The sequence below is a fragment of the Actinosynnema sp. NPDC002837 genome, from assembly GCF_040295345.1.
In the GTDB taxonomy this organism is placed as follows: domain Bacteria; phylum Actinomycetota; class Actinomycetes; order Mycobacteriales; family Pseudonocardiaceae; genus Actinosynnema.
The window spans coordinates 16,030-28,414 of sequence record NZ_JBEOVG010000022.1 but is presented as its reverse complement, the minus strand read 5'-3'; the positions used below and the strand labels follow the sequence as shown (position 1 = coordinate 28,414).

Genomic DNA, 12,385 nt, shown 5'->3' with positions numbered 1-12,385 from the left:
CCAACCCCACGACCGACCGACCCTCACCCAACGCCCCACCAGCCCTCAACGCCGACCCACCAGCACCCAACGCCCCCCAGCCCTCGCCCATCACTCCTCGCCGCGACCCACCGGCCCCCGCCCACCGGCCCCCGCCCACCGGCCCCCGCCCACCGGCCCACACCCAACGACCCACACCCAACGACGCACACTTAGCCATCGCCGCACTGCCCAACAACCCGCCGGACCTTGATCGACGATCCGCCAACCCCGCCCGACGACCCGCCAACTCCGCCCGACGACCTGCCGGCCACGCCCTGCGCCTTGCCGCGAACGCTGCCCTGCGAGGCCCTGCGAGCCGCCTGCCCTCCTGTCAGCCCGCTTCCGCGATACAGCCGATCTCGCCGACTGAGGTGATCTCACCGACTTTCAGGTGAGCCGGTCGTGAAGGTGAGACGGTCGTGCAGGTGACTCGGTCGTGTTCAAAGCGTGTGAGGCGAGTGCTGCTCTGACGACGTCACCGATCTTGCTGGGGCTGGTGGTGACGTGTTGAAGGGCGCGCCAGCGTCCGATGAGGACGGGTGGAGCCGCGTTCGCCCCGGCAGCGCAGGCCGCGTACCAGGGCGTCGCGCGTGCGGGTGCGGGTGCGGGTGTCGATGTCGAGGACTTGGTTGCCGGGGGTTGTTGACCAGGGTGTGCACGCCGATTCCGGCGGCGTCGTGGCCTGGATCAGCCAGGGTGGGCAGGTCGAGCTGGGCAGGTCGAGCTGGGAGTAGGCCCAGTACGAGGTTCCCAGGACTTGTGTGCGGGCGGCGGTGAGATCGTGCGCGATCCGGGCGCGACATCGTTGGCCCACAACGGTATGGCCAGTTGGCGGTATGCCGGTCGGCGCGGACAGGGGTTGCACGTTGCCGCCGTGGGCGTGGGCCTTGCCGGAGGACCGCAGATCGATCTGGTCGCCCTTCACGCCGGCGGTCTTCTCCGGACACCGGTCGGCGTAGAAGGCCTTGCCGCACCCGGCACCCGGCACCCGGCACCCGGCACCCGGCACCCGGCACCGGAATGTTTCGCGCTAGCGGAACCACGTCAACGCGAGCAGGGCCTGCTTCCCACAGCTCAGCGCTCAACTGTTGCGTCGAGTGCCACGCGCCCGCCGCTCCGCGGCCGACAGCCGCGACACGCTGGTCACCAGGTCGTGGGGAACGTCGAGATGGCGGGATAGGCGATCACGTGGAGCCGTCTGGGCGGATGGAGCCGAGATCACCTCAGGGCTTCAAAGCCTTTGACGGTCATGAACTGTGGCGATTACTGGGTGGTTGTGGCGGAGACTACTGCAGAGGACGGGTTACGTGGGCGAAGATCCGCTCTTCTTCCTCCAGGATCTCCTGCAGTTTTTGTTTCCAGTTCGGAGACTCGATGTCGAAGCGCACTTGCGGCATGCCCACCTTCGGGGCCCAGCTGACTCCGACCGTGTGCGTGCCATCGACATAGTGCAGGGGGAGATCATTCTCGATGTCCCTGCGGAGCAACTTGTCGAAGGGCAAGAGGCAGCCAGGAAGCAGGATGAATTCCAGAGCACTGGCAGGCATGGAGCGACTTGCCCGAACTTCGTGCGAACCCTCCTTGGGGCGATCAAGCCCCATTTCCTTGAACGCTTGCTGAACCTCTGGGTCTTCCGCACGACTGGTCGACCCGCCAAAAATGGCCGAGTTGGATGCCCGCTCTGCCAGCGCCTTGGCCGCATGCGGCCCTTTTCCGCGCAATTTCATGACCTCCAGGTACACTGCGTTCTGCATCCTGGGTTGATCTGCAACCTCGTTCCACTCACGCTCGGACATCCCCAGCCCGTTTTTGATGGCATTCACATACTCCCCTTTTTTGAAAGATTTAGGATCCATCCACGCCTCGAGAACCTGCTTGCCATTTTCTTCCACATATTTTTCCATCCTGACGCTCATCGCTTGGTGCTCGAGCAGGCCCGCCACCCGTTCAGCACTGTTCTCCGGACCGGTCTCGGATTGGCTGAGGCTGATCTTGCTCGCAACGGTCGCGTTGACCGGGTCGATTGATTGCTGCGCTTGAATACCGTTCCGCTCCCGGTCTTTTTTCGTGAGGATGCCGTTATTCGCTACGGAGATGATCGCCTTCGCCAGCTTGACCCGCTCGCCCAAACTCTTTCGGACCCGGTTCACCGCCTCCGGTGTTCCCTGGACCATACTGTGAGCAACATGATCGTCGATGAGCGACTGGGCCGCGGCGACCTCCCATTCATCCCCCGACGCGATGCCCAACTTCTCGAGAACTTCCGCAGTATCGGTCAGCCTTCCCTCCGAGCCGTCAACCGTCCGCTGCACCGCGCCCTCCGATGTGGCTGCGCTCCGATTCACCGGAGGTCGCATGGTGCCCGAGGCCACGGCTTCGGCCTCCCGCTCGAACTTGTCGCCCGGGTCGCTGACCCGCAACCCGTCGCCGCGGTCGGTCCCGGCTACGGGTCCCTGACGTTGTTGGATGACGTGGGTGAGCTCGTGCGCCAGCGTGTGGGTGTCGGCGCCACCCTCACCGATGACCACGTGGTTGCCGGAGGTGTAGGCGCGGGCGCCGATCTCGGCTGCGGACCGTTGGGCGGCGGTGTCGACGTGCAGGCGCACGTCGGAGAAGTCCGCGTCGAGGCGGGCTTCCATCTCGGTGCGCGTGTTGTCGTCGAGGGGGCGGCCCGGGGATCGGAGGACGTCGGGCACGGCCGAGCGCTGCACGGGCTGGTCGTCCCCGTGGGAATGCGGTTGTTGCTGCTGGGACTCGACGAGGCGGGCTACGGCGGCGTTGCCGATCGTGCGCTGCAGGTGCAGGGTCGACTGCGAGGTCAGGGGTATCGCCGGTTGCGCCGGCGTCTGCGCTCGATCGGCAGCCCGCGTGGGCACCTGCCGTGACTGCGATCGACCTGGGCCGGCCGCTTCCTGGTCCTGCGCGCGCATGAGCCCTCGATTCCTGGCGGTTGAGGCGATGTGACGGGCGCGCCCGAGGTTGCCAGTCGGTACTACGCGGGAAGAAGGACCGTGAGGGCAATGATCCGTCCCTTCCCTTTGCCCGGTTGTACGGCAGCCGGTGGTCGCGTCGATCAGGAGTCGCTGAGATCACCTCACCGGATCCGCCCCCGGCTCGCACCCCGGCTCAACCCGCCTCCGCGACCCGTGCGGCGGCCCGCCTCACGTCCCACCGTGCGCCGAAACCGCGGTAGAGGTCGATCGCCTCGCCGACGACGCCCGCGGCCTCCGCCGCCTCGCCGCGCCGGGCGAGCAGCACGGCCTGGTCCTCCAAGGTCTGCGCCAGCTCGAACGTCCGGCCCACCGCGCGGTAGTGGCCGATGACGGGCACCAGGCCCTCCGGGTCCGCCGCCAGCACGCTCCGGCACCGCCGCGCCGCCGCAGCCGCACGGGCCGCCTTGGTCTCCCGAGCGGCCTCGGCCTCGCACGCTTCGACGGCCGCCCGGGCCGTCGCCTGATCACCGCACGCCAACGCCTGGCGCACCAGCTCGGGCAGCCACTGGTGCCGCAGCATCATGTCGGCGTACCGGGTGTCGAGGATCGCGCCGAGCACCGCCACCGCACCCGCGTGATCACCCTCGCGCGCCGCCGCCATCGCCTGGGCCGCGACGAGGAAGTCGCAGTTCTCCCGATACGCCTCCGTCACCAAGGGCAACGTCAGCCCCGTGGTCAGGTGGGTCTGCAGCCGCTCGCCGTCGTCCCGGTGCGCGGCGATCAGCGCGACCACGCCGTGCAGCAGCACGGGCCCGCCCTCGCGCAGGCCGAAGCCGGTGAACTCCGGATCGCCGACGACCGCCTCCAGCCGCCCCACCGCCTCGTCCCACCCCCCGAGCCAGAACTGGTGCACGGCGGCGGCGAGGTGCAGGCCGGCCACCGGCGTCCCGCGACCCGCCAGCTCGAACGCGGCCCGCAGGCTCGACGTCGCCTCGTCCAGCCGGTCCAGGCACTGGAGCGTGAAGATGCGGTTGTCCAGCAACAACAGCCGCAGGTCGGTGAGGCTGACGTCGGTGCCGACCACGTCCAGTGCCTGGTCCAGGTACGCGACGGCCCGCGGGTAGTCCCGGCGCACGGCCTCGACCTGCCACAACACCTCCAGCGCCTGACCGATGGCGAACGGGTCGGCGGCCCGCTCGCCCGCCTCGATGGCCGCCCGCGCGCTGGTCTCGGCGCCGTCCAGCTCACCGATCCCCGCCCGCTGCACCAAGGCCAGCAACGACAACAGCCGCGCCCGCCACATGTCCGACAGCACGGGATCGGCCAACGCCTCCCGCGACGCCGTCACCGCCTCCTCCGCCCGCGCACCCCGGTAGGGCATGTACGCCAACGTCCACCGCACCTCCGCGATCAGGTCCGGCGACCGCAACCGCGGCAACGCCCGGCGCGCGTGCTCCTCGGCCTCCGCGTCCCGCCCGATCCGGAACAACGCGCTGCTGAGGTGCGCCATCAACGTCGCGTCACGCTCGTCCCGCGCCACCGACGACCCGAGGCAGCGCTGCAACAGCTCGACCGCCACCAACGGCGCGCGGTAGACCAGCGCGGGCGCCTGCGCGACCAGCCAGTCCACCACCCACGAACCGACGTCGCCGGACGCGGCCAGCAGCTGCTCGGCCACGTGGTCCACGGGCGCGCCGGACGCCGCGAGCGCTTGCGCGGCCTGCTGGTGCAACGCGGTGCGCAGGGCGGCGGGCGTCCCCTCGTACAGGGCCTGCCGGATGAGCGGGTGCCGGAACGCCATCCGCGGACCGGCGTCACGCAGCACACCCGCCGCCACGGCCTCCTCCAGCCGTCCGGCGAGGTCGAACACGGGTGTGCCGAGCACCACCGACAGGTCGTCGACCGCGAACTCGCCGCCGAGCAGGGCGGACCACCGCAGCACCTCCCGGGTCGGGTCGGACAGGAAGTCCAGCCGGCCGGTCACCGCGGACACCAGCGACACCGGCACCCGGTCCAACGCGTGCGCGGCGACGTCCGCGACCCCCGTGTCGACCTCCACGACCCGTTCGCGGACGAGCGCGTCGGCGACCTCGCGCAGGTACAGCGGGTTGCCACCGGCACGGGCGGCGATCCGGCGCAGCCCCGGCCCTGGCGACGCGCCGACGAGGCGTCCGACGAGGCCGGCCACCTCGGTGTCGGCCAGCGGCGCGAGGTCGAGCACCGCGCCGCCGCCCGACTCGACGTCCCGGCGCAGCCGCGCGACCTCGGCCCGGTACGGCACCGGCCTGGCCGCGCCGACCAGCAGCAGCGGCAGGCGTCGGGCCACGGTCGTGAGCCGGTGCCACACCTGGGTGCTGGTCTCGTCCGACCACTGGAGGTCGTCGAGCGCGAACACCAGCGGGCCGTCGGCGCACAGCTGTTCCACCAGGGCGACGAGCCGGTCGACCGCGCCGAACACCGGGTCGGAGTCGGCGAAGATCGACCCGGCGGGTCGCTCCTGGCGCAACGCTCTCGCGGTCGCCGCCCGCCTCGGGTCCGGCGAACGCGTCTCGACGCGCAGGCAGTCCAGCGCGAGCCGCAGCGGGAAGCGGCTGCCCAGCTCGTCGGCGACGGCGTGGGCGACCTGGTGCCCGGACCGGGTGGCCTGCTCCAGCACCGCGGCCAGCAGCGCCGACTTGCCGATGCCCATCTCGCCTTCGATCCACAGCAGCCGCCCCGCGCCGGTGGTGACGTCGTCGACCACCCGGCGCACGGCCGCCAGTTCCACGTCCCGTCCCACGAGCCCCGCGTCGGGCGGCGGGTCGACCGGCTGCACGACGGACGGTCGCCGCACGGCGGTCACCGGCTCCGGGTCCGTGCCGCTGAGGATGTGCTCGTGCGCGGCGCGCAGCCGTCGTCCCGGCTCGACCTCCAGCTCCGCCACCAGGACCCGGCGCGCGTCCCGGAACACCTCGAGCGCCTCGGCGCTGCGCCCGGACCGGTGCAGGGCGAGCATCAGCAGCTCGCGCGCCCGTTCCCGCAGCGGTTCCTCGGCCACGAGGTCGACCAGCTCGGCGACGACCTCGGCGTGCGCGCCGGAGGCCAGCGCGGCCTCGGCGCGCAGTTCCCGCGCGGTGGTCCGCGCTTCGCCGAGCCTGCGCCGCTGCGCTTCGGCGAACGGACCGGTCAGCCCCGCCAGCGCCTCGCCGCGCCACAGCGCCAACGCCTCGTCCAGCGAACGCCGGGCGGCGCCGGGGTCGCCGTCGGCGAGCTGCCGCCGGGCCTGGTCGCGCATCGACTCGAACGCCGCCACGTCCAGCCCGCCGTCCACCAGCAGCCGGTAGCCGGAGCCGACCGACACCAGCGACCGCGCCGGGACGCCGCGTGGCCGGTCCGGTTCCAGCGCCTTGCGCAGCGTCGACACGTAGGTGTGGACGCTGCCTTCGGCCGTCGGCGGCGCGTCGGCGCCCCAGACGCCCGCCACCAGCTCGTCACGCCCCACGCCACCGGAACGCAGCGCCAGCATCGCGAACAGCGCCCGCGGCCGCGAGGAGCCCAACTCCACTTCCCGCTCACCCCACCATGCGCGCACCGTGCCCAGCAGTTCGACCCGCAACGCGCCCGTCATCCCGCAGACCACCTCTCGTCCGACACCCTGCCCGCGCACCGCCGCACGTCGACCGTCACCTCACCGACCGCCCCACCCGACCGCAGCCCGTCAGCCCGCACCGACCCATCCGAACTCCTGTCCCTCACCGCGCATCCGGTTGCGCGCCCGTCGCGCGTCGTGCACCGCGCCCAGGCCTTCGTAGCCCGCCAACGCCTCCCGCAACGCCGCCTCGGCCGCCGCCCGGTCACCCCGGGCCGCGAGCAGCACCGCCGCGTCCTCCGACGCCTCCGCCAGCTCCACCGGCCGTCCGGCGGACCGGTACCGCGCCACGGCGGCGAGCACCGGCTCCGGGTCGCCCTCCACCAGCCCCCGACAGCGGGCTTCGGCGGTGGACGCCCGGCCGGGAACCCGTTCCAGCGCAGCCTCTTCGACGGACGCGGCCAGCGCGCGCTCGGCGAGGTCCGACCGCCCGGTCCGGACGGCGAGCCGCGCCACGTCGGGCAGCCACTGGTGCCGCCGCGGCAGGTGGGCGGGGTGGGCGGTCAGCAGTGGCTCCACGGCGGCGAAGGCCTCGTCGAGCCGTTCGGCGTGCTCGGCCAGCACCACCCGTGCGACGAGCAGGAAGTCGCCGTTCTCCCGGTCGGACGGGGTGACGAGGGGCAGTTCGGCGGCGGCGCGGAGGTGGTCCTCCGCCACCCGGGTCCGGCCTTGTCGGGCGGCGACCAGCGCGGCCACGCCGTGCACGAGCAGGAGCGGCCCACGTTCGCGCAGCCCGGCGGGCGGGTCGTCGCGCAGGGCGTCCGCCTCGGCCAACGCCCGGTCCCACCGGCCGCGCCAGTAGTCCTGCACGGCGGTGGTGACGTGCGGGCCGAGCCCGCCGGACCGGGCCAGGTCGCGGGCCGCGCGCAGCACATCGTCGGCCTCGTCGAGCCGGTCCAGGCTCTGCAGCGTGAACGCCTTGTCGTCCAGCAGGTCGAGCCTCAGCGTGGTGAGGTCCCGGTGCCCGTCGGTCAGGGCCAGCGCGCGGTCGACCCGTTCCAGGGCTTCCGCGTGGTCGCGGCGGACCGTGCTGACCTGCCACAGCCCTTGCAGCGCGTGGGCCGTGGCAAGGTCGTCCCCCACGTCCTCGCCACGCCGGAGGGCGCGGTTCGCCGTCTCCTCGGCGGCGGCGACGTCGTTGAGTCCTTCCCGCTGCACCACCGCCAGCAACGACTCCAGCCGCGCGCGCCACAACGGCGGCACCGCGTCGTCCGCCACCGCCGTGCGCAAGGCGTCGACGGCCTCGCTCACCTGGCCGTCCCGGTACCGGGTGTAGGCGAGGATCCAGCGCATCCCGGCGGCCCGGTCGGCGTCCCTGGTGCGGGCCAGCACGTACCTCGCCGCGGCCTGGGGCGATCGGCCGAGCCAGAACATCAAGGTGGCCAACAGGGCGGCCAGCCGCTCACGGCGTTCGGCGTCCACTGTGGACTCGGCGATCACCGCGCGGAGCAGTTCGACGGCCGGGTCGGGCGCCCGGCTCACGAGCACCACCGCGTGCGCGACCAGCCAGTCCGCGGCCCACTCGTCCACCGTGCCCGGCGCGGCGGCCAGCTGCCCGACGACGAGTTCGACCGGTGCGCCCGCCTCGGCGAGCGCCTCGGCGGCCTGGCGGTGCAGCGCGGCCCGGACACCGGCGGGCACGGAGAGGTAGAGCGCCTGGCGGAGGAGCCGGTGGCGGAACGCCAGCTTCGACCCGCCGTCGTCCAGCACGCCGGCGGCGGTCGCCTCCTCCACCGCGGCGACGAGGCTCCCCAGCGCGCGGCCCGTCACGGTCGCGACGTCACCGAGGGCGAACTCGTCGCCCAACAACGCCGCCGAGCGCAGCACGTCCGTCGTGGCGGCGGACAGGAAGCCGAGCCTGCGGACCAGCACCGACACCAGGGAGCGGGGTAACTCCTGGTCGGCGCCCGCGACCGGCTCGGCCAGGCCGCCGACCACCCGGACCGCGCGTTCGCGCTGCATGACGTCGACGAGGTCCTTGGTGTAGAGCGGGTTCCCGGCGGCCAGGTCGGTGAGCGCGCGCAGGCTCCGACCGGGCGGCGCGCCGAAGCGCGCGGTCAGCAGCGCGGTGACCGACTCGTCCGACAGGCGGCCGAGTTCGACGACCCGGCCGCCGGCGCCGACGACCGCGCGCCGCACCTGGTCCACGTCGGCCCGCCGCGGCACCGGCCGACCGGCGGCGACCAGCAGCAGGGGCCACTGGCGCACCACCCGCAGGAGGCGGTGCCACAGCAGGACGCTGGCCTCGTCCACCCACTGGAGGTCGTCGACCACGATCACCAGCGGCGCCTCGTCGCACAACTCGTCGACCAGGCCGATCATCCGCTCGATCACCAGCGGCACCGGGTCGTCGGACGCGCCGGCCGGGCGGCGCAGCGCCTGCGCCAACGCGGCCCGGCGCGGATCGCCGGAGGACTCGGTGACGTCGAGGCAGTCGAGCAGCACGCGCAGCGGGGTGCGCGGCCCGAACTCGTCGCCCGCCGCCCACGCCACCCGACAGCCGGCGTCGGCCGCCCGGGACAGGCCGGTGGCCAGCAGGGCGGACTTGCCGATGCCCGGCTCGCCACCGACCCAGACCGCGCCACCCCGACCGGCGACCAGGGCGGAGACGGCCCCGCGCAGCACGTCCGCCTCCTCCTCCCGGCCGACGAACACGGCGGGCTCGATCATCGGCGAGGCGCCGACCCGCGGCGCCGGGACGTCGTCGGCCTTGTCCTCCAACACGATCCGGTGCGCCTGCCGCAGCGCGGAGCCCGGCTCGATGCCGAGTTCCTCCACGAGCACCCGGCGTGCATCGTGGTAGACCTCCAACGCCTCCGCCTGCCGCCCGGCCCGGTGCAGCGCGGTCATGAGCAGGGCGCGCAGGCCCTCCCGCACCGGGTGCTCGCGGGTCAGCGCGGCGAGGTCCGCGATCACGTCCTCGTGCCGCCCGACGACCAGCGCCAGCTCGGCCCGCCGTTCCGCGGTGGCCAACCGCAGCTCGTGCAACCGCGACCGCTGCGACTCGGCGAACGGGCCGGGCACCCCGGAGAGCGCCTCACCGCGCCACAACGCGTGCGCCTGCTCCAGCTCGGCCAGCGCCAGGGCCGGTTCGCGGTCGGCCAGTTCCCTGGCCCGTTCGCGGTGGCGTTCGAACCGGTGGACGTCCACGCCGTCGACCGGCACGCGCAGGCAGTACCCGGACCCGGCGGAGGTGAGCACCACGCCGGCGGACCGCTTGGGCCGCTCCGGCTCCAACGCCCGGCGCAGGCCGGAGATGTAGGTGTACAGGCCGGCGCCGGCCGTCGCGGGCGGCGAGTCGCCCCACACGCCGTCGATCAGCTCGTCCTTGGACACGGCCTGCCCGGCTCGCAGGGCGAGCAGGGCGAACACCGCGCGCTGCCGGGCGGTGCCCAGTTCGACCTCGACCCCGTTGCGCCAGGCCCGGACGGCGCCCAGCAGTTCCACCCGGACGGGGACGGGGGCAGCCGTCACCGCTTCCGCCCGCCGCGGCCGGTCGGCCGTGCCATTCGGTGGAGTGCGCGTTGTCGCCCGTTCCGATCGGGCCAGGTCGATTCCACCGGACCGGGAATGGCGTCCGCCGCGCAGTCGCCCGCCGACATCGGATCACCACCCCCTCGCCCCGACCTGCGGCAATCGGCCCGCTCGCCGATCGGCGCACGATCACCCTCCAACATAACCACAGGGAGCCACTCCTGGTCGCCAACCGTAGCGGTAAACCCGGTCGCGCCCGAAGGCGGCAATCCCGGCCAACGGACTTCCGGCAGTCGCGATATCGGCCGGTGTGCCGATGTCGGAGCAATCGGATCGGCCTCCCGGGTGATCTGCTGTCAAAGGCGTCCCAATTCGCTCCACGCAACATTTTCGACGTCTACTCGCCCTGACGAGAGGTCGACCCGAAGGACCACTGTCCGTTGTAGACGGAGCCGGGTCGGTGACAGCTCGGCCGACGGCCATGCCCGCCCGGCGACCGTGACCGGTGGAGGGTGGTGAAACCGCGGTGAAACCGTCGTGATCCGGTGCGGCGGCACCGTGCTCCGCATGACGAACAACCCCGCGATCGCGGTGACCGGATTGCGCCGGTCGTACGGCAGGCAGGTGGTGCTCGACGGCATCGACCTGCACGTGCCCGAGGGCGCCGTCTTCTCCTTGCTCGGCCCCAACGGCGCGGGCAAGACGACCGTGGTCCAGATCTTGTCGACCCTGATCCGCGCCGACGCGGGCGAGGTCCGCGTCGGCGGGCACGACGTGCGCCGCGAACCCGACCTCGTGCGGGCCGCGATCGGCGTCACGGGTCAGTTCTCGGCGGTGGACGACTTCCTCACCGGCGAGGAGAACCTGCTGCTCATGGCCGACCTGCACCACCTGGGCCGGGCCGAGGGCCGGCGACGCGCGGCGGACCTGCTCGAACGGTTCGGCCTCGGCGAGGCGGCGAGGAAGGCGGGCGTGACGTACTCCGGCGGCATGCGGCGTCGGCTCGACCTCGCCATGGGCCTGATCGGCGACCCGAGGGTGGTCTTCCTCGACGAGCCGACCACCGGGCTCGACCCGCGCAGCCGGCGCGACCTGTGGCAGATCGTGCGCGACCTCGTCGCCCGGGGCGTGACGATCTTCCTCACCACGCAGTACCTGGAGGAGGCGGACCAGCTCGCCGACCGGATCGCGCTGCTCGACCACGGCCGGATCGTCGCCGAGGGCGCCCCGGCCGAGTTGAAGCGGCTGGCGCCGGGCGGGCACGTCGAGCTGCGGTTCGCCGACGACCGCGCCCTGGCCGACGCCGCCGCCGCGCTGGGCGTCGCACCGGACCCGGCCGACGAGCCGCTGGTCCTGCGGGTGCCCGGCGACGGCGGCGTCCGCTCCCTCAGAGCCCTGCTCGACCGCCTCGACGCCGCCTCGGTCGACGTGGACGGGCTGGCCGTGCGCACCCCCGACCTGGACGACGTGTTCTTCGCCGTGACGGGCCGGCCCGTCACGGCCGCCGTTCCCCCCTCACCGGAAGCGACCACCCGATGACCGCGATCACCCTGGCCGTCCGCGACTCGACCACGATGCTGCGCCGCCAGCTGCGGCACATGTCCCGCGCCTGGTCCGTCACGCTGATGCTGCTCGCCGTGCCGATCGTCTTGCTGCTGCTGTTCGTCTACGTGCTCGGCGGCATGCTGGGCGACGGCCTCGGCGGCGGGTCGGGCGGTCGCGGCGCCTACGTCGGCTACGTCACGCCCGGGATCCTGCTCGTCACGATCACCGGCGCCGTGCAGGGCACCGCGATCTCGGTGGCGATCGACATGACGACGGGCATCATCGCCCGGTTCCGGACCATGGCCATCGCGCGGGTGTCCGTCCTGACCGGGCACGTGCTCGGCAGCGTGCTGCACACCCTGTTCAGCCTCGCCGTCGTGCTCGGCGCGGCCGTGCTCGTCGGGTTCCGGCCGAACGCGACCGCGGTCGAGTGGCTGGCGGTCGCCGGCGTGCTCACCGCGACGACGTTCGCGCTCGTGTGGCTGGCCGTCGCGATGGGGTTGGTGACGAAGACCGTCGCGGCGGCGAGCAACCTGGCCATGCCGCTGACGCTGCTGCCGCTGTTCGGCAGCGGGTTCGTGCCGACCGACTCGTTGCCGGCCGGGCTGCGGTGGTTCGCCGAGCTCCAGCCGTTCACCCCGGTCATGGAAACGCTGCGCGGCCTGCTGCTCGGCACGCCCATCGGGACCAGCGCCGTGGTCGCGCTCGGCTGGTGCGCCGTGATCGCGCTGGCCGGGTACGCGTGGGCGAAGCGGCTCTACAACCGGGACCGCACCCGCTGAGC

6 protein-coding genes are annotated in these 12,385 nt (G+C 73.0%); 2 read left to right on the top strand and 4 right to left on the bottom strand.

The genetic code is table 11. The annotated features are described in order from the left end of the window. Nucleotides 1–496: 496 nt before the first annotated feature. The 4 genes from ABTZ99_RS17850 to ABTZ99_RS17835 all read right to left on the bottom strand — a co-directional run bounded on the left by ABTZ99_RS17850 (nucleotide 497) and on the right by ABTZ99_RS17835 (nucleotide 10,056). A complete protein-coding gene (locus tag ABTZ99_RS17850; protein WP_499612341.1) occupies nucleotides 497–946 on the bottom strand; it encodes a hypothetical protein in 450 nt (149 codons plus the stop codon). 361 nt (nucleotides 947–1,307) lie between these two features. Further along, a complete protein-coding gene (locus ABTZ99_RS17845) occupies nucleotides 1,308–2,951 on the bottom strand; it encodes an eCIS core domain-containing protein (protein ID WP_499612339.1) in 1,644 nt (547 codons plus the stop codon). Between the two features lie 196 nt (nucleotides 2,952–3,147). Continuing rightward, a complete protein-coding gene (locus ABTZ99_RS17840; protein ID WP_498779651.1) occupies nucleotides 3,148–6,561 on the bottom strand; it encodes an ATP-binding protein in 3,414 nt (1,137 codons plus the stop codon). Between the two features lie 90 nt (nucleotides 6,562–6,651). Next, complete coding sequence (locus ABTZ99_RS17835) at nucleotides 6,652–10,056, bottom strand: ATP-binding protein (RefSeq protein WP_499612337.1); 3,405 nt, start codon at nucleotides 10,054–10,056, stop codon at nucleotides 6,652–6,654. A 567-nt stretch (nucleotides 10,057–10,623) separates the two neighbouring features. On the opposite strand from ABTZ99_RS17835, the gene ABTZ99_RS17830 reads away from it, so the two are divergent. Together ABTZ99_RS17830 and ABTZ99_RS17825 are read left to right on the top strand one after the other, a co-directional pair. Next, nucleotides 10,624–11,595, top strand: a complete 972-nt coding sequence (locus ABTZ99_RS17830; protein ID WP_498779654.1) for an ATP-binding cassette domain-containing protein — start codon at nucleotides 10,624–10,626, stop codon at nucleotides 11,593–11,595. After that, a complete protein-coding gene (locus tag ABTZ99_RS17825; RefSeq protein ID WP_498779656.1) occupies nucleotides 11,592–12,383 on the top strand; it encodes an ABC transporter permease in 792 nt (263 codons plus the stop codon). Before ABTZ99_RS17830 ends, ABTZ99_RS17825 begins: the two co-directional genes overlap by 4 nt. Nucleotides 12,384–12,385 lie beyond the last annotated feature (2 nt).